Consider the following 23,343-nt stretch of genomic DNA (forward strand, 5'->3'; position numbering starts at 1 on the left):
GGCGGCGCGGACTACAAAGCCGCCTGCAAAACAGTACAGACAATAATAAGCGAAGAGGAGACTGATGAGATGAAAAAAGGAATTATACTGGCTATCCTCCAGAAATACATGGGGGACAAAGAAAAACTGGACGAGGTACTGGGCAGGGCAAAAGAGATGGGATATGAAGCGGTACAGTATATTATCCCCGATTATGTAACACCTGAGGAATACAAGGAGCTGTTGGATAAACACGGAATGAAATATCTCTGCTGCGGGGCAAAATTCGAGGCAATGGATGAAGATCCCCAGGCAATCCGGGAAGCCATTGAACTGTCCGATCTGTTTGAGACAGATTACATTGATGTGAACACCATGCCTTTAAAGTACAGGGAGACAGAGGAGGGATTCCGGGAATATGCCCGCAGGCTTAACGCCATTGCCCAGGTGGTGAAGAAGTCCGGCAAGAAGATACTTTACCATCCTCATGCCCTGGAATATGCTTCCTTTGGCGATGGGAAGATCGGTATGGATATCCTAATACAGGAGACAGATTCGGAAGGCGTGAACTTCATCCTGGACACACACTGGATGGCCTGCGGCGGCGTAGTTCTGGCTGACTGGATCCGCAAAGTAAAAGGAAGGATGAAAATCATCCATTTTAAAGACTATGCCATTGTACCAGGAGTAGAGGGGTGTGAACAGGTGGATAAACGTTTCGCGGAAGTGGGACAGGGTAATATTGACTGGCCTTCCGTAGTGGCTGCCTGTAAGGAGATTGGTGTGGAGTATGCTGTTGTGGAGCAGGATTCCTGCTATGACAAGGAGCCTTACGGATGCGCAAAACGCAGCATGGAGGGAATGATCAAGTTTGGAGTCTGAGAGAACCTGGGAGGTTGAGATGAAAGACGTATTTAAGATAGGTGTTATCGGCTGCGGCGATATCAGCACCAGAAATTATGTACCTAATATCACAAGCCGCTTCCGCAATATGGAAATTTATGCATTATGTGATCTGGACAGGGAACGGGCTATGGCCCTGGCAGCAAAACATGGAATCCCCCATGTACTTACCTTGGATGAAATTTATGAGGACTCCGAGATTGATGTGATTCTGAATCTGACTAATCCACAGGCTCATTATGACGTGAACATGAGGGCGCTGCGCGCGGGAAAACATGTCTACTCTGAGAAACCCCTGGGACTGACTCTGCAGGAGGCCTCCGATATTGTCAGACTGGCAGAGGAAAAGAATCTCTATGTGGGATGTGCTCCGGATGTGTTTCTGGGAGCCGGGGTACAGACCTGCAGAAAGGTCATTGAGGATGGTGTGATTGGTGAGGTGTTGAGCGCTAAAGTGGCCAATATGTACCACGGCCCGGAGAATATCCATCCGGCGCCGGACTTCTTCTACAGAAAAGGCGCAGGCCCTATGCTGGATATAGGACCATACGGAATATCAGAGATGCTGTACTTTATGGGGCCTGCCGTGGAACTGTGCTGTTATGGAGGGATTGGAATCCCCCACAGACCTGTCAAGGACCACTTTGTAGATGTGGAAGTCAATACCAACTATAACGGCATTGTCAAGTTCGCCAATGGAAAAAGCGCCAGCGTGAATTTCAGTTGGGATACCTGGGGAGCGGAAAACGGTCCCTGTGTACAGATATATGGCACCAAAGGCTCCCTGTTTTTGTCAGACCCTGATAATTATGGGGAAGGGAGCAGGGTACATGTGCTTCTGGAGGAGGATCTTTACGGGGAAGACGGGAAGATCTCCAGGGATAAAACCAGCAATTCCAATGCCTATAAAAAGGAAGTCCCGCTGCTCTTTGAATCTCCTGCCGAGAACAGGGGACTGGGTCTGTGCGAGATGATAGAGGCAATCCGGGAGGGCAGGCCGGCAAGGGCAAACGGGGATTTTGCCTGCCATGTAACAGAACTGCTGGACGGATTCAATATTGCCATTGCCACAGGAAAGCCCTATGAGATACAGACAACATTTGACATGATGGAGCGGCTCCCCGAGGATTTTATAAGAGAAATGGAATAGGGGTGCTAAGGCAGATAACTGCCGGGCCGCCACACAGTGAAATTAGGAGGGATTATAGTGATAAAAGGTGGACTACAGGCGTGTTCCGTGACGGACCTATTTTTGAGTGATACCTATGGAACTTTAAAAAAACTGGCTGGCTATGGATACCGGTATCTGGAGTCAGCGGGAACTATGTTTACGCCGGAGCTGAAACCAGAGCTTTCAGAGCTTAAAAAGATGATGGATGATCTGGGCATCTGTCATCCGTCCAAACATTTCAATATCAGTGATGATATTCACAGAGAGATTGACATACTCCACATCATAGGCGGGGATTATCTGGTATTGGCGTCAGACTTTTTCAGGAGCAGCGAGGATGTGCTGAAGCGCTGTGAAGAGTACAATAAGACCGGAAAGCTCTGCAAGGAAAACGGCATCCGGTACATTTACCACAACCATGCCCATGAGTTCCAGAAGTTTGAGGGAAAATCTGCGCTGGAGATTCTGGTGGAGAATACAGACCCGGAATATGTAAATTTTGAGATTGACACCATGTGGGTGTACAGGGGCGGTGAGGAGCCTGTGGAGATACTGAAGCAGTTTGGAGACAGAGTAAAAATGCTGCACGTGGATGATTTCCATCCCAAGTATATGGAACACAGGAGTTTCTTTGACAGTGTCCCCAAAAACCCGGTGATAGACGGGGCATTCATGGGAAAATACAACATTGACGTGGCTACAGATATCGGCACAGGTGTGATGGATATCCAGTCTGTTCTGGATGCAGCAGCCCGGTACTGCGATGTGGAATACGGATTTATCGAACTGAGCAGCGCCAATAGTGCTTACAGAGAAGATATGATGAAAGCTGCGGAGTTTGGAATCAGGGCTTTGAAGAAATATAAAGGCGTTGTCTTTGAATGATAAGTGACAGACGCATACAGAGAAAGAAGGGGGACTGACAATGGTCGATAGAGTAAAGGTCGGTGTGATTGGCGCCGGTGGGATCAGTTATACATATCTGAAAAATATGACGGAAACATTTCACATCACAGAGGTGGTTGGGATTGCCGATGTGGTGGAGGAGAGAAGCAAAAGACGTGCGGAGCAGTTCCACATCCGCCAGATGACTGTGGATGAAATCATGGAAGATCCGGACATTGAGATCGTAGTGAACCTGACCTATCCCCTGTCTCATTATGAGATTACCAAAAAGGCGCTGGAGGCAGGAAAGCATGTATTTTCCGAAAAAATGATGTCCACAGATTTTGTCTCAGCAAAGGAGCTTTATGACCTGGCAAAGAGCAAAGGGCTGCGCATCGGACAGGCCCCGGACACTTTCCTGGGAGGCGGTCTTCAGACAGCCAGGAACTTGATCGACAAGGGATTGATCGGGGAGCCGGTGAACGCCCAGGCTATGGTGGCAAGGTGCTATAATCTGACCCAGGATGAGAACCATCCCAACCTGCCCTTTGTGTTCACGGCGGGGGGAAGTCTGCCCTATGATATGGGATGCTATTACCTCCATGCACTGATCCACCTGCTGGGGCCCGTAGCCAGGGTAAACGGATTGTCAAAGGCCTTCCATGAGCAGGATATGCAGCGCAATCCCAGAAATCCGGGATACAACAAGCCTTTTGATATGAAATTCCCTACATCCTTAACCGGAGCGCTGGACTTTTATAATGGCTGCTATGGCACTTTTACTGCCATCAGTGACAGCCACAGAGAGCAGACAGCCCGTCTGGAGATCTACGGAACGGAAGGTACACTGATCCTCCAGGATCCCAACTACTTCTATGGCCCGGTACTCCTGGCCAGAGGACAGAGAGGGGAGGAGACAGCATCCATGCCTCTGACTCATGGATACGGGCAGTTTACCCCTGAGACAGCTGACATGTCTGGAGAAGAGAGAACCTGGAGAGATAGTTTCCGTGGAATCGGTGTGGCGGATATGGCATGGGCCATCCGGAATAACAGGGCGCACCGCTGCAGTGCGGAGCTGGGGCTTCATGCCATTGAGATCATTGATGGGATCGGCATAAGCTGTAAAGAGGAGAAAATGTATCACATGACCACAAAACCGGAACAGCCGGCAATGATTCCCCAGGGATTCATTTACGGGACAGCGGCTGAGGCGTGTCTGGATACCTATTAGAATGAGAGAAGAGAAAGAGGCGTGGAGCGAATAGAGTCCCGCCTCTTTTAACATAATCAGGCAGCGGATATGGGATAATGCAGAAGGGAGAAGATGCATGATTGATATAAAAGATAAAGATATATTTCCGGACAGTGATTTCCTTGGGGAAGAAGAGCAGGGATACAGAGAAGCAGTGGAGGAGGCCGGCGTCAAGATTGTGGTCCTGGATGATGATCCCACGGGGATTCAGACCGTACACGGGGTTTACGTGTACACACATTGGGATAAAGAGAGTATCCGACAGGGATTTGCCGGGGATGAAAGGGTATTTTATATTCTGACAAATTCCCGTAGTATGGGGCAGGAAAGGTCGGTCACGATACAGAGGGAAATTGCAGCGAATGTAATGGAGGTGTCTGAGGAGACCGGCAGGGATTTTCTGTTGGTGAGCAGGGGTGATTCAACCCTGAGAGGTCATTATCCCGCGGAGACGGATGCGCTCAGAGAGGGATTAGAACAGAAGGGACTAAGGGTGGACGGGGAGATACTCTGTCCTTTTTTTGAAGAAGGCGGACGATTTACGATTCGTGATATTCACTATGTGAAAAACAGGGAAGGAAAATTGATTCCGGCAGGAGATACCGAATTTGCCAGGGATGCTACGTTTGGTTATCGCAGCTCTGACCTGAAAGAATGGGTGGAGGAAAAAAGCTGCGGCAGGGTGAGAAAAGAGTCTGTACTTTCCATCTCTCTGAATGAATTGAGAGAGGGGAAGGTGGATGAAATAACCGAAAAGCTTATGGGGGTACAGGATTTTGGCAGGGTTGTTGTGAATGCAGCCTGTTACGGTGATCTGAAGGTGTTTGCCGTGGCTTTTTGGGCGGCATGGAAAAGAGAAAAACGGTTTTTGCTGCGGACAGCCGCCTCCGCAGTGCAGATACTGGGAGGCATTACGGAGAAACCTATGCTGACGTCCCGGGAACTGCATGTTGAAAAAAAGGGGTACGGAGGTCTGATAGTGATAGGTTCTCATGTAGATAAGACCACCAGGCAGTTGAATGAGCTGAAAAAGTGTAAGGAACTGTCCTTTCTGGAGTTTCATGCTGAGACAGCCGCCCATGAAGTAATGCTTATAAGTGAGTGCCAAAGGATCAGTGAAGAATGCAGCAGAATACTGGCCTCAGGGAAAAGTGTGGTGGTCTATACCAGCCGCAGAGTGATCCATGCGCTCTCCGGAGACAGAGAAGAGAACCTCAGACTGTCTGTACGGATAGCGGATGCTGTGACCGAAATCGTGGCATCTCTCAGCGTGAGACCGAAATATTTGGTGGCAAAAGGGGGGATCACATCCAGCAATATCGGAACCAAAGCGCTGAATGTAAGGAAAGCTTTTGTACCGGGACAGATTCTTCCCGGGATACCGGTGTGGGTGACCGGAGAGGAGAGCAGATTTCCGGGACTTCCCTATGTGATCTTTCCGGGGAATGTAGGGGAGGATGGGGATTTGCTGCGGGTAGTGAAAATTTTGGAATACGGACAGAAATAGAAATCATATACACAGACTGCAAAGACCGCAGCCTGGCGCGTGGCTGTCTCGGGATTGCCTTGTAATTGCAAGGCAGCACTTCACGGGACAGCGGAAGGCTGAACTTTTACAATCTATGTGCAAAGTTTGAGTAAAGTAGTTTGACGATTAGCACTCAGTATGATAAGATAAAACTAATATAAACGGTGCAGAGAATATTTGGCCGTTGAACATGACAATCTGCCGACAGGGGAATCAGGTGAAAATCCTGAGCGATGTGGTCGCTGTGAAGGAATATAGTATTCCAAAGCCAGGATACCTGCCGCCGGATGGAATGGAGCTTCCGTACAAAGCCGTGCATTCCGGATTGATTACAGATTCATCATAATGATTCCGTGACAGGCCCGTATATAGAAGCGAGTCTGTTTTTTTAGTGCACTTTATTCATACCGGCAGCGGGTGCTGGGTGCGGCAGCAGATTCTACAAAAGGCAAAGGAGAACAACATGAAAAAGAACAACAGCAAAAAAGTAATCATAGGAGCCATAGCGCTGGTCGTCGTATGCGCAGTCCTGCTCCTGGTTTACAAAAATTTCATGCCGAAAGGAGCGGAGGGTGACAAAACCGTCACAGTAAAAGTAGTACACGGAGACGGCAGTGAGAAGGAGTTCAGTTATGCGACTGACGAGGCATATCTTGGAGCGGTGATCCAGGCTGAGAATCTGGTGGAAGGTGAGGAAGGCCAGTACGGGCTTTTCATGACATCTGTGGACGGTGAGAAAGCAGACGATTCCAAACAGCAGTGGTGGTGCCTGACAAAGGGCGGAGAACAGGTGAATACATCAGCGGACCAGACGCCTATAGAGGACGGGGATACTTTTGAACTGACCCTGACTGAGGGGTATTGATTGAAAGGATGCGAAATACCAATGAAAACAAGGTCTCTTGTTATTATGGCAATGCTGACAGCCATTTTGTTTCTGGGACAGGTGTGTATGGCTTTTCTTCCCAATATTGAAGTGGTGACATTGCTGGTGATTCTGTATACACAGGTGTACAAAAAGAAGGTTTTCTTTATTATCTACGCGTTTGCCCTGCTGGAAGGCGTCTTCTACGGGTTCGGGATCTGGTGGTTCAACTATCTGTATGTGTGGAGCATTCTCGCATTGATCGTACTTGTAGTTAAGAGTGAATCGCCGTTGGTCTGGAGTATAATCGCCGGCGCCTATGGGCTGGCCTTTGGATTTCTGTGTGCGCTGCCGTATTTTGTATCAGGCGGTGTGGGCGGTGGTCTGGCCTATTGGATCTCAGGGCTGCATTTCGATGTGCTGCACTGCATCGGCAATGTGGTGGTCTGTCTGGTCTTATATAAGCCGATGTATTATATTTTGAAAAAGCTTGAAAATGTACAGCAGGTGCATGTGCCTTCAAGCCCGCAAATAAGATAAAAGTAATGAAACAGCAGAAGAATATGAAAGCCCTCCTCTGCGGATACTAAAGAAGTCAGGTATCTGCAAAGGAGGGAATTTTATGCTGATAATTAATGGGAAAATATTTACCATGACCGGAAAACCGGTAGACTGCGGATATATAAGAACAGAGGGCAAGGTGATCACAGAGGTGGGAACCATGTCCTCACTGGATAAAAGGCAGAAGGGGGAAGAGGTTCTGGATGTGGATGGTGCCTGGGTGCTGCCGGGGCTGATCGAGGCACATGCCCATATCGGAATCTCTGAGGAAAAATGGGGTGCCATCGGGGATGACTGCAATGAACTGACAAACCCGGTGACGCCGGCACTGCGGGCGATTGATGCTGTTAATGCCATGGACCCGGCATTTCATGACGCGATCAAGGCAGGAATCACCTCTGTGATGACCGGGCCGGGAAGCTCCAATGTAGTGGGCGGCCAGTTTGTGTTTATGAAGACCCAGGGCAGATGTGTGGACAATATGGCGATACTGAACCCGGCAGCCATGAAAGCAGCACTGGGGGAAAATCCAAAAACTACTTACGGGGAGCAGGGAAATTGCCCGGCTACCAGAATGGGGGAGGCAGCTCTTCTGCGCAGGACACTTTTGGAGGCAGTGCAATACCAGAAGGACAAGGAACGGGGCCGGCTTGACAGGGAGGACTTTGAGAAGGAACCGTGGATGCCTGTGCTCCAGCGTGTGATCCCTATGAAGGTCCATGCGCACAGGGCGGACGACATACTGACCGCCATCCGCATTGCAAAGGAATTTAATATAGATATAACCATAGACCACGGCACAGAGGCACATCTAATCGTGGATGAGGTAAAGGCATCCGGGTTCCCGGTGATCGTGGGCACGGATTTAACCTCGCGCTCCAAACTGGAAGTGCAGAATATGAATTTCAAGACCAATAAGATCCTGGCAGAGGCAGGGGTGCTCATTGCAGTGACCACAGACCACCCTGTGGCGCTGATCCAATATCTGCCCCTGTGTGCCGGGCTGGCGGTGAAGGAGGGGCTTCCCATGGAGGAAGGGCTGAAGGCCATTACCATCAATCCCGCCAAAATATGCCGCGTAGAGCAGCGTGTGGGAAGTCTAGAGGCCGGAAAAGACGCAGATATTGCCATATTTACGGGAAATCCCATGGAGGTTTTCACGAAGACCCTTTATACCATAATTGACGGTGAGATCATCTATAACGGCATGAAAGATGAGGAAAATTCTGAATTTGTACCGGGAGGCAGCCGAAAGGACGCACAAAAAACGGCGGCAGGAGAGAATGAGTAGAATTCTTTGAAATGCTGTGGTAAGATAAAGGTAACTATTCAGCAGGCAGTGCGGACTGCAGGTCCTTCCTGCAGAGCCGCAGGTACAAAGGAGGATGTAAGTGTGGCAAAATACAAATGTAGTGTATGCGGGTATATTTTTGAAGAGACAGAAAGTAAAAAGTTTGAGGACCTAAAACAGTGTCCTGTATGTAAACAGCCGGCTTCCGTATTTGTGCGTATAGAGGAGGAAGAGAAGAAGGCACCGGCGCCGGAAGAGCCGGGAACGGAAAATGCGCTTGATTATCCGCCGGAGTATGTGCGCCGTGATCCCTCCTGCCGCTATATGGCAGAGATCCATCAGATGGCGGTCACAGGAAAGCCGATCATAGAGGCCATGGGCACACAGATGAAAATGCCCAATTGGGATGACATCCTGATACTGGGTGCCCAGCTCAATCCGCCGCCTCTTATGGAGCACGACCCGGTCAGCACCACTACGGTGATAGGGAAACATGCTGAGAAACCAATGGTCCTGCACATGCCGGTCTACATATCACATATGTCATTCGGCGCTATGTCAAAGGAGATGAAGACAGCTCTTGCAAAGGGCAGTGCTATGGCAAAAACCGCCATGTGCAGCGGGGAGGGAGGAATCCTTCCGGAGGAAAAAGCGGCTGCGTACAAGTACATATTTGAATACGTCCCCAACCGTTACAGTGTTACACCTGAAAATCTTTCCACAGCGGATGCCATCGAAATTAAAATCGGGCAGGGTACAAAGCCGGGAATGGGCGGCCATTTGCCTGGAGAAAAGGTGACACCTGAGATTGCAGCCATCAGAAACAAACCCCTCGGACAGGATGTGATCAGTCCGTCCAAATTCCCCGATGTCAATACAAAAGAGGATTTAAAGGAACTGGTGGACCAGCTCAGAATGGCCTCCGGCGGGCGTCCCATAGGGATCAAGATCGCGGCAGGCAGGATCGAAAAGGATCTGGAATACTGTGTGTTTGCAGCGCCTGATTTTATTACCATTGACGGCAGGGGCGGTGCCACGGGAGCAAGCCCAAAACTGGTGCGGGATTCCACCAGCGTGCCGACTATTTATGCGCTTCACAGAGCCAGAAAATATCTGGACAGCATAGGTGCGGAGATTGACCTTGTCATTACAGGCGGTCTGCGGGTGTCCTCGGATTTCGCAAAAGCTATTGCCATGGGTGCGGATGCCGTTGCTGTTGCATCTGCGGCTCTGATAGCGGCAGCCTGTCAGCAGTACCGTATCTGCGGCTCGGGCCAGTGTCCGGTAGGCGCGGCTACCCAGGACCCGGAACTCAGAAAGCGCCTGAAGGTGGACGCGGCAGCCAAAAGAACGGCGAACTTTTTAAACTGCAGCAGGGAAGAACTGAAAACATTTGCCCGTATCACAGGGCATAAAGATGTCCATGAGATGAATGTGGATGACCTGTGCACGATTAACCGTGAGATATCAGAATTTACAGACATAGCACATGCATAAGCATAAAGATACCGCGGGGTATGCTCCATAACGGAGACTGCCCCGCGGTTTTTTAAACTTCCTCGCCCGGAAGCGAGCGGTAAAATTTCTTCTGTTTTACAAAATAATAAATGATAAACAGCACAGCCGTCAATGCCCAGGAAATCGGATAACTCATAAGTATACTCTGAATCCCCGGAATATGCGGCACAACTGCGAAAATCCAGAAAATCCTCAGCAGACACACACCGCCGCATGTCATGATCATGGGAATCAGCACGTCTCCGATGCCGCGGAGGGCACTGGACAGGATCTCTATGAAGATAAAAAGCACATAACTTGGCGCGATCACCTGGATGATTTTCATTCCCACTTTGATAACCTCCGGGTCCTGGGTGAACATGCGGAAGATATAGCTGCCAAACAGCAGAAACAGGGCACTTACCAGTATGGAAGCGATAAAGTCCATGAACAGGCAGACAAACACGCTTCTCTTCATACGGGAATATTTTCCGGCCCCATAGTTTTGCCCCACGAAGGTGGTGATGGCGATGGAAAAGGCGCCGGATATCATCCAGTAGATAGCATCCATTTTGCCGAATGCCGTGTAGGCTGCCATGGTATCGGTTCCCAGATTGTTCAGCGAGGTCTGTATGATAATATTTGAAATGTTATACATGACAGACTGGATTCCGGCAGGAAGCCCGATGGTGACTATGGATTTGAGCAGAAATCTGTGGAAACGGATATTCCTTGCTTCCAGCAGATACATTTCTCCCGGCTGCATCAGGGCGCGCACTACAAGGATGGCACTTACGGCCTGGGCGATCAGCGTGGCGATGGCAGCTCCCTCAACCCCCAGATCCAATCCCACTACCAGCAGGATATCCAGAAATATATTGATAAAGCAGCACACGATCAGATAGTACAGGGGACGTTTGGAATCCCCCACTGCTCTCAGGATCGCAGACCCCACATTGTAAATAAATACAAAGACGATGCCGCCGAAATAAATGCGCAGATAAGACGCGGAACCTGCCATTACATTTTCCGGTGTGTGCATCAGCCGCAGCATGAAGGGGGTAAGAATCAGCCCCAGCACAGTGATGATGATACTTCCCACAATGGACAGGGCTGCCGCTGTGTGGAGCGTGGCATTTAAGTCCTTTTTATTTCTGGCGCCGTAATATCTGGCAATGATGACCGTGGCACCGGAGGAAAGGCCCACGAAAAAGCCCACGACCAGGTTGATGAGCTGCCCGGAAGAACCGCCCACGCAGGCCAGGGCTTCCTTGCCCACGAACCGGCCTACCACAATGGCATCCGCTGTGTTATAAAGCTGCTGGAACAATGTGCCCAGCATAATGGGAAAGAAAAACAGGAGAATCTGTTTCCAGATGACTCCCTCGGTGATCTGATTCTGACCGGTTTGTTTTGTACCCATGATGTTTCCCCCCTGTTTATAACGTCAAAATTCATGCAGAAAGCATGTTTATTTATATCGAAAAAAAGCACATAAGATTTCACACCTTATGCCCTATATACATATATAACACAGTTTTTCGGGAAAGTCGATAAGAGAAAATAGTTTTATTTATTTTTTACGGATTAATATGTAACAGCACATAAAAATACGTGCTGAATTTACTGTGAACAGTAACCATTTTGTGGTATGATAGAGGCAGAAAAATTTTGTATGGGGTAAGACTGGAGGAACTTATGAAGGTAAAGATACGTGTAGCGGACCCGGCAGGGAATATCACAATTTTTGTCATGACACCACTGGAAAGGAGTCAGTACGCGGAGGCAGCCAACCAGCTTCTGGAGCAGAAGAAGTATAAGGCGGAGCAGGTTGGATTTGTGGAGGAAAAGGAGGACGGAACCCAGCATATGCAGATGATGGGCGGTGAGTTCTGCGGAAATGCCACAAGAAGTTTCGGATATCTGAAGAGTCTTGTAGACGAGAACCATCCGCAGCTTGTGCAGGTGGATGTGAGCGGTTCGGAATCCCCCCTGGATGTTGAGGTGGACCTTGAAGCCGGTACCAGCCGCACGACCATGCCGCTGCCGCGAAAAATCGTAAATCTTTCTGTGCCTGACCTGGGAACCTGTCCCATGGTCTGCTTTGACGGCATCAGCCATATGATCGTGAAGGGGCCGAGAAGGAGTGATGCCTTCGTACAGGAAGTGCTGAAGGCAGCCAGGGCGTGTGAGACATGCGATGCATACGGCATCATGTTCCTGGAACCCAGCGGTGACGGCATGGAGAAATGCTACCGGATGACGCCTGTGGTATATGTAGTGGAGACAGATTCCCTTGTGTGGGAATCCAGCTGCGGCAGCGGAAGTATGGCATGTGCGGTGTATCTGGCGGACAGAAAAGAGGACGGCACTTACGTGTATGTACTGAGACAGCCGGATGGTCAGATCGAAGCAACAGTGATCCGCCGGGAAGGAAAAACGGTACAGTGCAAAATGGGCGGAAAAGTCACTGTTTCCGATGAACTGGAAGCAGAAGTCCTGTGAGGCAGATACAGTATAAAATAAGAGAGAAAGGTTGACATAAGTATGCAGAGAAGCAGTTTACATAATCCATATCCAGTGATAGAAAAGGACGGCGTCCTGTCATTTGGAGGAAACCAGGCGTGGTCAGATTCTGCTGTTATGAGAAAATGCGGATGCGGTGTCATAGGCGGGACAGATTTATTGCTGTATTTAAGTTTACATAAAGATATCTGCCGGACGGAATTATTTCAGGAAGCCTATTTGGAAAACGGAATTCTTGAACTGCCGGAATATATGAGTTATGTTAACTACTTTAGGAAGAAATACCTGCCGGTCATTCCTCATTTCGGCATGGCAGGGTGGATGCTGGTGCTGGGGCTTAACAGGTATTTCAGGCATGAGAGGATCAGGCTCAGGGCAGCCTTCGGCGTGCTGCCCAGAAATCTGTGGGTGAGGATCAGCGCCATGCTGGCCCATGATATTCCTGTCATTTTGCTGGTAGGACCTAATTTCCCCTTTGTGTGGGGAAAACACAGGCTGAATATGTACCACCGTTCCCCAGAGGGAGAGTATTCCCCTTCCTGCCAGATAAAGGCGCATTTCGTCACCGTGACGGGGATGGATGATACCTGGATGCGGGTTTCCTCCTGGGGGAAGGAGTATTATATCAACAGGCAGGAGTATGTTAATTATGTGAAGAAACACAGCAGTTTTCTGATCAGTAATATTTGCTATATTAAGAGCAGGAAGTAGCGAGAACTGCCGCTTATCGGAATGAATTTACAAACATGCTTTCGTTTAAATCAGGGAATTATCCCGGGCCGCAGACAGCGGCTTGGTGATAATTCCCTTTTATATTGCGTACTCCTTTTATGGAATGGTCAAATTATCAAACATTTTTGGTAAGAAAGGCACCTGTTCCGTCAGATTGACATGAGTTACAATGATTTTATCAAAAAGATTACGGAGGAAATAGAAATGAGGAAGAAAACAGTAGCTGTGTTACTTACAGCGGTAATGATGACCGGTATGCTGGCAGGCTGCGGGAACAGCGGCGGAAACAGTGGGAAGGAGGCTTCCGGCTCTGCAGGCAAAAAGGGTGACAGTGATACACTTACTGTCATGTGTGTGGGGACAGAGGCAGATACCTATATTGATGCCTACAACTCCATAGCTGAAAAGTTCTCTGAGGACAATGAGTATGGTGTAAAGGTAAAAATTGATTTCTATGAGAATGAGCAGTATAAGACAAAGCTGACTACGCTGATGGCCTCTAACGCAGTGCCGGATGTGTTTTTTACATGGGAATTGTCGTATCTGCAGCCGTTTGTGGAGGGTGGTAAGGTAACGGATATTACTTCATATCTGGAAAAGGATGCGGAGTGGAAGGATAGTTTTGCTGACGGTACCCTTGACCTGCTGTCATATGACGGGAAAAATTATGGGATTCCGACGCAGAAGTCATTATGTGTAATGTTTTATAACAAAAAGATTTTTGAGGAAAACGGGGTTTCGGTACCGTCTACCTATGATGAGTTTTTGGAAGTGTGCGACACTCTGAAAAATAACGGGGTAACTCCTATGGCTATGTGCGGAACGGATGCCTGGATTCCCGCTCAGTTTGTACAGCAGATAGCAGGCGGTATGGCAGGGGACAAGCTTTTTCAGGATATCTGTGACGGAAATGAAAAGTGGAATAATGAGACACATGTAAAAGCGGCAGAAGAAGTGAAAAAGATGGCCGATGCGGGATATTTTCAGGATGGATATATAGGCATGGGACCGGAAGAGTCTACGGATCTGTTTACCAACGGAAAAGCTGCCATGTATTTTATGGGAGCATGGGATGCAGATAAGATTCAGAAAAGCGGTATAGGTGAGGACGCGGGGGCCTTTGTGCTGCCGGCCTGTGATGCGCAGTATAATAATATTTCGGTTGGGTCTGTGGATACCAGTTTTGCTGTATCGGAGACCTGTAAGAATAAGGACGCGGCAGTTGCGTTTTTGAAATTCTGGACTTCTCAGGAGATGGAGGAGATGCTGCTGTATGAAAATGGAAGGATTCCGGCAGATAATTTCAATCTGGATACCAGTAAGTTGACACCGCTTATGGCGGAAGTGCTGACAATCTCTAATGAACAGGTGGGATTGACTCCCTGGTGGGACAGACAGTTTGGGGCTGGTGAAGGTGTGGAGTTTAATAATACCTGTGTATCGGTTCTTGGGGGAGAGGATGCTAAGGGAGCGTTTGATAGGCTACAGCAGTTTGCAGAGGATAATGCTGATAGGTAGTTGATATGATTTATGGATAAAGGGACGGGGAGGAAGGCGGGACAGAACCGGGCCGGAGGGGGAGGGTAACTGCAAAACGATGCAGTCCGGCCCGGTTCTGCCCCGCCTTCCTCCCCTGACTTTGGCTGCAAATTGGTGAGGTGATGTGGAATGAATAAGGTTCTGGGTAATAAGAAGAGTATTGCGGTTTTTGTGCTGCCGGCTTTTTTGATTTATACGGTTTTTGTGCTGGTGCCGATTGGATATAATGTGTATGTGAGTTTTTTGCAGACGGATTTGATGAGTCCCAGTAAATTTGTGGGGATTAAGAATTATGTTAATTTGTTTCGGGATTCGACTTTTACGGGGGCTTTGAGAAATAATATTTTGATGGTGATTGGGTCGCTGATCGCACATTTGCCGCTGGCGCTGCTTTTTGGGAATATTTTGTTTCAGAAGATTAAGGGGAGTCATTTTTTCCAGACAGTGTTTTTTTTGCCGAGTGTTATCTGCGGAGTGGCTGTGGGGCTGACCTGGACATTTGTGTATAACTCGGAGTTTGGGCTTTTGAATAAGTTTCTGGAGATCATCGGCCTGGAGAGTCTGCAGCATGTATGGCTGTCGGATAAGAATCTGGCTTTGTTTTGTATTATTGTGGTTGTTATGTGGCAGTTTGTAGGTTATCACATGATCATTCAGATTGCAGCCATGAAGAATATTCCGTCCTCTTATTATGAGGCAGCGGAAATTGACGGGGCCAGTAAATGGGTGCAGTTTAAGAGTATTACATTTCCGCTTATTAAGCCGATCTTGAAGGTGGATGCTGTGCTTATCATTACAGGTTCCCTCAAGTATTATGATTTGATCGCCGTTATGACAGGGGGCGGGCCGAATCATGCTACGGAACTTATGTCAACCTATATGTTTTATCAGGGGTTCAGGACGCTGAAGTACGGATATTCAGCCGGAATCGGTGTGATACTGCTGATTTTGTGTATGTGTTCCGTGCTGCTGTCAAACCTGGTGTTCCGTTCGGAACCTGTTGAATTTTAAGAGGAGGACAGTGAGATGAGATTATCAGCAAAGGATAAGGTTTTTCTTGTACTGAAATATATTGTGCTGGGGATTTTTACGATACTATGTCTGTATCCTCTTTGGTGGCTGTTTTTGAGTTCCTTTAAAACAAATACGGAGTTGTATGCAAATCCCTGGGGGCTGCCGGAACATTTCAGCCTGGATAATTATGTTCAGGCCATAACAGAAGGCCATATTTTGCAATATTTCGGCAACTCTGTTATTATTGCAGTATCGGCTGTTCTGGTGGCAGTTGTACTGAGTAGTATGGTATCTTACGCAATAACCAGGATGCAGTGGAAATTGTCCAGACTGACACTGAATGTGTTTCTTCTGGGGATGATGATTCCGGTGTATGCTATGGTGGTTCCTCTGTTTTCCATGTTTAACAGGATGGGGCTTCTGAATACACATCTGGCAGTTATCATACCGCATATTGCGATTGCTTTTCCGATGGCGATTTTTATTATGACAGGATTTATGGGGTCTCTTCCAAAAGAAATGGAGGAGGCGGCAGTCATGGACGGGTGTAATATTTACCAGATATTTTTTAAGATCATTATGCCTATTTCAAAGTCATCTGTTGTGACAGTGGCAGTCGTTACTTTTATCAATATATGGAACGACCTGCTGCTTCCCCAGATATTCCTGACGGATGCCTCCAAGATGACGCTTCCCGTGGGTCTGACGGAGTTTCAGGGGCAGTACGCGACCAATTATGTGGCGGAGATTGCGGCGGTGATCATTACGATTATACCAAGTATTATTGTGTACATATGGCTGCATAAGCATATTATGGAAGGCATGGTGGCAGGGGCAGTTAAAGGATGATACATGGCAGCAGTCAGACTGTTGATACAAGAGGTGGGGACATGAATTTACTGGTTGCAGATGATGAGATGGCTATTCGGAGGGGGATGCTCTCCCTTCCATGGTCAAGTATAGGGATTGAGAATGTGTATGAAGCGGAAAACGGGCTGCAGGCCAGGGAAATGCTGCAGCAGAAGAAGGTGGATATCATGATAAGTGATATCAAGATGCCGGGGCTTACAGGGCTTGAATTGGCTGAGTATGTGAAAGAGTATGATCTGGACACCGCGGTTATTCTTCTGACAGGATTTTCTGACTTTTCCTATGCCCAGAAGGCAATCAGAAATGAGGTCTTTGACTATATGCTGAAACCTTTAAGACCCAGGGATATTCTGGAAACCGTATCGGGTGTTATGAGACGGCTGGAACAGAGGCGTTATCAGGAGAACGTGGTGCGCAGGTATGAAACAGATGCGGACAGTGTTGACTTAGGGAACCAGATACGGCACCATTTCAGAGGTATCAACCAGCAGTGTATGGAGATTCTGCAGGATATGGCCCAGAGGTTTACACAGGACATCACGCTGAATTCCTTTGCGGATACCTATCATTTTTCGCCCGCATATCTTTCCAGAATGATCAAGAAGGAGACGGGATATTCTTTCAGTGAGATTTTAAACAGTATGCGCCTTGCAGAAGCTGCCTGGCTGCTCAGGGAAGAAAATGTGAAGATAGGTCTGCTGTGTGAAAAGTCCGGCTTCCGGGATGCCAGGTATTTCAGCCAGGTGTTCAAGAAGGCTTTTGGCTGCAGTCCCGGTGAATTCAGGAAAAATGCTGGACAGCAGAAAAACTACAGTATTAAGAGTATATTGGAGCTGATACAGGATAAAAAATAACAGAACTGTCCGGGGGCATGTGATGAGGGGAAAAAGGAAGTGCAGACTGAAGATCACAGGAATCAGAAAAAAGATGCTTTTGGTGTTCGCAGTTCTGATCACTGTCACAGGAGCCGGGATCTCTGTTTTTTCTGCCGCGGTTTTCAGGCAGGGATACGGAAAGATTTCCAAGGTTTATTTACAGGATGTCACACAGCAGACAACCAATAATCTGGAAAATATGATTCAAACCATAGAGGATATCAATATCCAGATTCTGTCCAGCGCCGTGATCCAGGAGCAGCTTGAAATTGTGAACGGACAGGAGATGGAGCTGTACAGTATCAGGAATATCAGTAAGGTCGTGGAGCGGGAACTGGAGACAAATGCACTGTTCAGTTCCGACGTGGTTTCCCTGAGTGTGATCTCAAAAAGCGGACTGGAATTTTCTGTGAAAAAGATTACGGGCCGCGGAACGGATTTTGCATTTTCGGAAAAAGATATCTATGCTGCCAACGGGACAACCCTGTGGGGACTTGTGGGACCGGACGATGATATCTGCATTGCCAAGGCAATACTGGACCTGACTACCATGAAGCCCATCGGATACATTAATATTGTCTACGAGAGAGAATATTTCGGTGATATTGTTAAAGATAATTCCACGGAGTATTCCGGAGCGTCTTATGTGGTGGACCAGGACGGCATTATTACGGTCACCAATCACGAAAAGTATCTGGGCGATAAATTTCCGGTGGAGATAGAGACCCTGAGGGAGTCTGAGACATCCCGGTATGACATTTTGAACGGAACAAATTCATTTTACTATGTAGGAAATCAGATGCCCAATGGCTGGACTCTGGTGGAGGCTGTTTCCGTTAAGGAGTTTTATAAAAATACATACAGAGTGATCGGGCTGACCGGCATTTTTCTGATGGGCATTCTGATTCTGAGTTTTCTCTCTATCAGTATGGCGACAAAACATATTGCCAGGCCTACACAGGATTTGCTGGAGAGCATGAAACTGTTCGGCAGAGGAAATCTCTCGCACCGGGTGGAGGTCAAGACCACGGATGAGATTGGGCAGATAGGCAGCGAGTATAACCGTATGGCAGAGAATATTGAAACGCTGATTGAAAAGGTCTATAAGATGGAAATCACACAAAAGCAGGCGGAGATTGATTTCCTGTGTATGCAGATTAATCCGCATTTCCTATATAATACGCTGGATACGATCAGTTGGATGGCGATCATGCAGGGGAACCTGGATATCTCAGAGATGACCATATCCCTGGCTGACCTGCTCAGGGCCATGATCAAAAAGGACAGATTCGTCACAGTGGAAGAAGAGATGAAGACAGTGAAGGATTATCTGCTGATCCAGGGACAGCGGTTCGGTGATAAGATTTCTGTTATATACGATATAGATGAACAGGCGTATCCCTGTCAGATACCTAATTTTATTCTACAGCCCCTGATTGAAAACGCGATCATCCACGGATTGGAGCCGAAGCTTGATAAGGGGACGCTGCGAGTGCAGATAAGACTGGAAAAAGACAGAGTCGTATTTTGTATTGCAGATGACGGTGTGGGCATGAGCCGGGAGGAAATCCGGGAGCTGTATGAGAAGTGTGAAATGAATGATACAAATCAGAATATCGGACTTAAAAATGTTTACCGAAGGCTTATCCTGTGTTATGGTGAAACCAGCAGGCTTAATATAGAAAGTGAAAAGCACAGAGGAACGAAAATTAATTTTATCCTGCCCATGACAATCAGGGAGCAGGAGGAGGAGGAAACTAAATGAGGAAAACACAGAATTTCAATTGGCCCGCCCTATCCCTGGGCACCTGTTATTACCCGGAGCACTGGGACAAAAAGCTGTGGAGGGAAGACCTCCGGCGTATGAAGGAAAACGGTATCTTTACTGTCCGGATCGCGGAGTTTGCATGGAACAAGCTGGAGCCGAGAGAAGGGGAATATACCTTTGATTTTTTCGATTCTTTTCTCGATGTGGCGGAGGAGGAGGGTATGAAGGTCATATTCGGCACTCCCACAGCCACGCCGCCGGTCTGGCTGACGGAAAAGTATCCGGAGGTGCTGAACTGCCGTCTGGACGGGACTCCATTCCGGCATGGTATGCGGAGACATTATAACTATAACTCACCTGTTTACCGGAAGTTCTGTTCCATTATTGTGGAGAAGGCGGCACAGCACTACGGACAGCGCTCCTGTATTGTGGGATGGCAGATAGACAATGAGATCAACTGTGAGGTGGATGTCTTCTATTCAGAGAGTGACACAGCAGCCTTCAGAGAATTTTTGAAGGAAAAATATCAGACACTGGATGCGTTGAATGAAGCCTGGGGAACCGTATTTTGGAATCAGACGTATACAAAATGGGAAGAGATCTATGTGCCCAGACCCACAGTGCACGATTCCACCAATCCCCATCAGGTCCTGGATTACACCAGATTTGTATCCGCCAGTGCCATACAGTTCTGCAAAATGCAGAGTGACATTATCAGAAAATATAAAAAACCTCAGGATTTTATCACCACAAACGGCATGTTCGGAAATCTGGACAACCACAGGATGATGGACGAATGTCTGGATGTGTACACCTATGATTCCTATCCTAATTTCGCGTACTGTCTGTGTGAGGACCCCATCCATTCAGACGACTTGAATGACAGGAAATGGAGCCGGAATCTCACAGAGGTCCGATCCATCTGTCCGCATTTCGGTATTATGGAGCAGCAGTCAGGGGCAAACGGATGGAATACCCGTATGGAGGCCCCGGCCCCGAAACCGGGTCAGATGATGCTCTGGGCCATGCAGAGTATTGCCCACGGCGCTGATTATGTGAGTTTCTTCCGCTGGAGGACAGCTGTTATGGGTACCGAGATCTACTGGCATGGAATCCTGGACTATGACAACAGGGACAACCGGAAACTGTCCGAAGTATACAGGATCTGGAAACGCACGGAGGCCATCAGTGAGATGGCAGGAGCTGACTACCAGGCCGCCTTTGGACTTGTGCGGGACTATGACAACATCTGGGATTCCCAGTTGGATGTGTGGCATATGAGACTGGCTAAGAAGAGTGAAAAGGAAATCTTCACAGCCGCACAGTTAAACCATACTCCCATGGATATGGTCTATCTTCTGGAGGATACAGACGCTGAGGAACTGTTAAAGTATCCGGTGCTGTTCTATCCTCATCCCCTGATCCTCACAGAGAAAAGGGCAGAAGTGCTGAGAACCTATGTGGAAGCAGGCGGCTGCCTGATCCTGGGATGCAGGACCGGACAGAAGGATGAGACAGGCAAATGTGTAATGCAGCCAATGCCGGGACTTCTCTCTTCTCTGACACAGACGGATGTAAAGGAATATACCTTTGTGGGCCCGGCAGATGAAGCAGTGTCTATGGAGTGGGAAGGCAGACAGGTGGAAACTGGCCTGTTTAACGATATTCTGGCAGCTGCGGGACCTGACGCCGATATTTTGGCAAAATACAGTTCCAACTATTATGAGGGACGCCCGGCCCTGGCGGAGACGTTATGTGGTAAAGGAAAAGTCCTGCACTTTGGAGGGACATTTACCAGGGATAATGTGAAAGCGTTTCTGGCCTATACAGGCGTGCTGCAGCCTTATCAGGATCTGGCTGAGGTATCAGAGGCCTGTGAGATCGCCATGAGGGTGAAGGACGGGAAGCGGTATCTGTTTATCCTGAATTATGACAAAAAGCCGCAGAAGGTGGTTCTGAAGGAGGCAGTCATGGATATGGACACAAAGGATGAGGTACAGGGAAGTGTTCTGCTGAAGGGATATGAGACCAAGGTTTACCGGATTTTTTAAGATACAGAATATAGAGCGAGTAACAGAAATGCAAGAAAACGCAGAAAGCCGCGGGAACAGATACGGCGGCTTCTGCGTTTTTTCAGGAGGAACAGTAAAATGGAAATATTTGATATCATAGACGAATCAGGCAGACCCACAGGTAAGACCGTAGACAGGGAGACTGCCCACGCGGAGGGGATTCTGCACCGCACGGCCCATGTGTGGCTTCTTCGCAGGCGCGGTGACAGGACAGAGGTACTTCTCCAGAAACGGAGCAGGAACAAGGATTCCCATCCGGGATGCTACGATATCTCAAGTGCCGGACATATTCCTGCAGGTGTGGACTTTGTTCCCTCTGCGCTCAGGGAACTGAAGGAGGAACTGGGTGTGGATGCGTCTGCGGAGGAGTTGGTCTGCTGCGGCAGGAGAAGGATATTCCACAGGGATGTGTTTTACGGCAGGGATTTTGTGGATAACCAGGTCAGCAATATCTATTGTATGTGGAAAGATATAGAGCCGGAACAGATGACGCTTCAGAAAGAAGAGGTGGAGGAAGTCATATGGATGGATCTGGAGCTCTGCAGGGAGCTGGTCAGGACAAACGGTATTCCTCACTGCATTTACATGGAAGAACTGGATATGCTGCCGGGATGACAGCAATATCCGGTTCTTCTCATTTCTTAATGACAGTTCCGGAGAATCATCACAGCTTCCGCCGGTACTTTTTCGTGTCTGTGCTCAGGGGATCCTGTTGAATCTTACGCTTTAAAAAGCTATAATAGTGATACATGTTGGTGAAAAACAGTAAACTCGGGGGACAGTATTGTGATCGGCGTGCCCATTGTGCGGAGCGGCGAGGAGAGATGCCCTGACAGAGACCATACGCAGGGAATTTAAGAAAAAAGACGGCGGCAGCTACCGGGTCTTCATGTTCCTGGACATAGATCATTTTAAAGGAATCAACGATACCCACGGACATGACGCAGGCGATAAGGATTACAAGGGAGTGATGAAACGGGCGGACCAGGCTCTGTATAAAGCAAAGAGACAGGGCAGGAATCAATATGTTTTAGATGATTCCTAATGGTCTGCGCCCCTCACAGCAGTAATGACACAGTATAAAGGAGACAGAAATGAAAAAGAAGATTGGTTACATTTACCTGTTTATCACGTTTTTTATATGGGGGAGCATTTATGTGGTGAGTAAGTTCGCCCTTGATGTCATGGCACCGTTTATGCTGCTTCTCATCCGATATGTGGTTTCCGTGGCGGCACTTACCGTACTTTTGAAGCTGCGGGGAACCAGGATAAAGGTGAAAAAAGAGGACCGGAAATATATTCTGATCGTGGGTGCCCTGGGATACTTTGTCTCCATAGGCTGCCAGGTCATGGGAACAAATCTTCTGGACGCCTCCCTGGCATCTCTGATCAATGCTATGAATCCCATCTCCATTTCCATTCTGGCTATGATATTTCTGGGAGAGAAGATACATAAAAAGGATGTGGCAAGCATTATTATTTCTCTCGTTGGAGTTTACATAATATTGGGAGCGGGAAGCGGAAATATCAGCGCGGCAGGGGTGCTGGCCTCTGTGTGCTCCGTGCTTTTATGGTCCGGGGCATCGGTAGCTATCCGAAGGATCTCAGGGGGATATGATCCGGTACAGATCGCGCTGTACGGAATGGGAGTTGCCCTTCTTTTAAACATTCCGGCGGCTGTTTTGGAGGCGGGGAGCATACCCAGTACCTTTACTGCAAAAGCGGTTCTGTCCTGCATCTATCTGGGCATCGTCGGGACAGCAGTGGCCCATACGCTGTGGAATATGAGCCTGAAGCTTCTGGACGCAAGCGTATGCTCCATGTTCTATCCGCTGCAGCCACTGACCTCTGCGGTGCTGGGGATTTTCTTTCTCCATGAGGTGATCACCTGGAATTTTGTGGTGGGGGGCCTGCTGATCTGCGCAGGGGTGCTGATCACGGTTCTCTTTACGGGAAACAGAAAGACAGAGAAAGCGTGAGACCGGTAAAATGGTTTCACGCTTTTCTTTTGC

General features: G+C 48.3%; 21 protein-coding genes and 1 riboswitch. Of the genes, 20 read left to right on the forward strand and 1 reads right to left on the reverse strand.

The window, feature by feature from the left end:
• The first annotated feature begins 69 nt into the window (after positions 1–69).
• The 9 genes from V8Q34_RS05455 to V8Q34_RS05495 all read left to right on the forward strand — a co-directional run bounded on the left by V8Q34_RS05455 (position 70) and on the right by V8Q34_RS05495 (position 9,935).
• The gene (locus V8Q34_RS05455) at positions 70–861 is read left to right on the forward strand and encodes a sugar phosphate isomerase/epimerase family protein (protein WP_335835026.1); all 792 of its coding nucleotides are present in this window, start codon (positions 70–72) and stop codon (positions 859–861) included.
• Between the two features lie 19 nt (positions 862–880).
• Complete coding sequence (locus tag V8Q34_RS05460) at positions 881–2,032, forward strand: Gfo/Idh/MocA family protein (protein ID WP_335835027.1); 1,152 nt, start codon at positions 881–883, stop codon at positions 2,030–2,032.
• Positions 2,033–2,089: 57 nt separating this feature from the next.
• Complete coding sequence (locus tag V8Q34_RS05465; protein WP_335835028.1) at positions 2,090–2,938, forward strand: sugar phosphate isomerase/epimerase family protein; 849 nt, start codon at positions 2,090–2,092, stop codon at positions 2,936–2,938.
• 40 nt (positions 2,939–2,978) lie between these two features.
• Positions 2,979–4,172, forward strand: coding sequence for a Gfo/Idh/MocA family protein (locus V8Q34_RS05470; protein WP_335835029.1), 1,194 nt, complete (start codon positions 2,979–2,981; stop codon positions 4,170–4,172).
• 97 nt (positions 4,173–4,269) lie between these two features.
• Positions 4,270–5,700 (forward strand): four-carbon acid sugar kinase family protein, encoded by a 1,431-nt coding sequence (locus tag V8Q34_RS05475; protein ID WP_335835030.1) that lies wholly within the window; start codon positions 4,270–4,272, stop codon positions 5,698–5,700.
• 166 nt (positions 5,701–5,866) lie between these two features.
• Positions 5,867–6,020, forward strand: a riboswitch (cobalamin riboswitch).
• Between the two features lie 164 nt (positions 6,021–6,184).
• Positions 6,185–6,586, forward strand: coding sequence for a DUF4430 domain-containing protein (locus V8Q34_RS05480; RefSeq protein WP_054350367.1), 402 nt, complete (start codon positions 6,185–6,187; stop codon positions 6,584–6,586).
• Between the two features lie 21 nt (positions 6,587–6,607).
• On the forward strand, positions 6,608–7,126 hold the full coding sequence (locus tag V8Q34_RS05485; protein ID WP_033141566.1) for a hypothetical protein: 519 nt from the start codon (positions 6,608–6,610) through the stop codon (positions 7,124–7,126).
• Positions 7,127–7,208: 82 nt separating this feature from the next.
• Positions 7,209–8,438, forward strand: a complete 1,230-nt coding sequence (locus V8Q34_RS05490; protein ID WP_103732734.1) for an amidohydrolase — start codon at positions 7,209–7,211, stop codon at positions 8,436–8,438.
• A 102-nt stretch (positions 8,439–8,540) separates the two neighbouring features.
• On the forward strand, positions 8,541–9,935 hold the full coding sequence (locus V8Q34_RS05495) for a glutamate synthase-related protein (RefSeq protein ID WP_335835031.1): 1,395 nt from the start codon (positions 8,541–8,543) through the stop codon (positions 9,933–9,935).
• A 52-nt stretch (positions 9,936–9,987) separates the two neighbouring features.
• Here V8Q34_RS05495 and V8Q34_RS05500 read toward each other — a convergent pair whose 3' ends face one another.
• Positions 9,988–11,358, reverse strand: coding sequence for an MATE family efflux transporter (locus V8Q34_RS05500; RefSeq protein ID WP_033141564.1), 1,371 nt, complete (start codon positions 11,356–11,358; stop codon positions 9,988–9,990).
• Between the two features lie 275 nt (positions 11,359–11,633).
• Between V8Q34_RS05500 and V8Q34_RS05505 the strand changes: the two genes are divergently transcribed.
• The 11 genes from V8Q34_RS05505 (at position 11,634) to V8Q34_RS05555 (ending at position 23,310) form a co-directional block, all read left to right on the forward strand.
• Positions 11,634–12,440 carry a hypothetical protein gene (locus V8Q34_RS05505; protein WP_033141563.1) on the forward strand — a complete coding sequence of 269 codons (807 nt, stop codon included), beginning with the start codon at positions 11,634–11,636 and terminating at the stop codon, positions 12,438–12,440.
• 42 nt (positions 12,441–12,482) lie between these two features.
• The gene (locus tag V8Q34_RS05510) at positions 12,483–13,172 is read left to right on the forward strand and encodes a hypothetical protein (protein ID WP_033141562.1); all 690 of its coding nucleotides are present in this window, start codon (positions 12,483–12,485) and stop codon (positions 13,170–13,172) included.
• A gap of 225 nt (positions 13,173–13,397) precedes the next feature.
• Entirely contained in the window at positions 13,398–14,711 is a 1,314-nt protein-coding gene (locus V8Q34_RS05515) for an ABC transporter substrate-binding protein (protein ID WP_335835032.1), read from the forward strand.
• 150 nt (positions 14,712–14,861) lie between these two features.
• The gene (locus V8Q34_RS05520; protein WP_335835033.1) at positions 14,862–15,743 is read left to right on the forward strand and encodes a carbohydrate ABC transporter permease; all 882 of its coding nucleotides are present in this window, start codon (positions 14,862–14,864) and stop codon (positions 15,741–15,743) included.
• Between the two features lie 15 nt (positions 15,744–15,758).
• On the forward strand, positions 15,759–16,595 hold the full coding sequence (locus V8Q34_RS05525; protein WP_335835034.1) for a carbohydrate ABC transporter permease: 837 nt from the start codon (positions 15,759–15,761) through the stop codon (positions 16,593–16,595).
• Between the two features lie 41 nt (positions 16,596–16,636).
• Positions 16,637–17,470 (forward strand): response regulator transcription factor, encoded by an 834-nt coding sequence (locus tag V8Q34_RS05530; RefSeq protein ID WP_335835035.1) that lies wholly within the window; start codon positions 16,637–16,639, stop codon positions 17,468–17,470.
• 22 nt (positions 17,471–17,492) lie between these two features.
• On the forward strand, positions 17,493–19,256 hold the full coding sequence (locus tag V8Q34_RS05535) for a cache domain-containing sensor histidine kinase (RefSeq protein WP_335835036.1): 1,764 nt from the start codon (positions 17,493–17,495) through the stop codon (positions 19,254–19,256).
• Positions 19,253–21,310, forward strand: coding sequence for a beta-galactosidase (locus V8Q34_RS05540; RefSeq protein ID WP_335835037.1), 2,058 nt, complete (start codon positions 19,253–19,255; stop codon positions 21,308–21,310). Before V8Q34_RS05535 ends, V8Q34_RS05540 begins: the two co-directional genes overlap by 4 nt.
• Positions 21,311–21,409: 99 nt before the next feature.
• Complete coding sequence (locus tag V8Q34_RS05545) at positions 21,410–21,946, forward strand: NUDIX hydrolase (RefSeq protein ID WP_033141560.1); 537 nt, start codon at positions 21,410–21,412, stop codon at positions 21,944–21,946.
• Between the two features lie 187 nt (positions 21,947–22,133).
• Complete coding sequence (locus V8Q34_RS05550) at positions 22,134–22,376, forward strand: diguanylate cyclase domain-containing protein (RefSeq protein ID WP_033141559.1); 243 nt, start codon at positions 22,134–22,136, stop codon at positions 22,374–22,376.
• A 49-nt stretch (positions 22,377–22,425) separates the two neighbouring features.
• Positions 22,426–23,310 carry a DMT family transporter gene (locus V8Q34_RS05555; protein ID WP_103731337.1) on the forward strand — a complete coding sequence of 295 codons (885 nt, stop codon included), beginning with the start codon at positions 22,426–22,428 and terminating at the stop codon, positions 23,308–23,310.
• The last annotated feature ends 33 nt before the right edge of the window (positions 23,311–23,343 follow it).

The organism is Blautia sp. JLR.GB0024 (genome assembly GCF_037000545.1).
In the GTDB taxonomy this organism is placed as follows: Bacteria; Bacillota; Clostridia; order Lachnospirales; family Lachnospiraceae; genus Blautia; species Blautia celeris.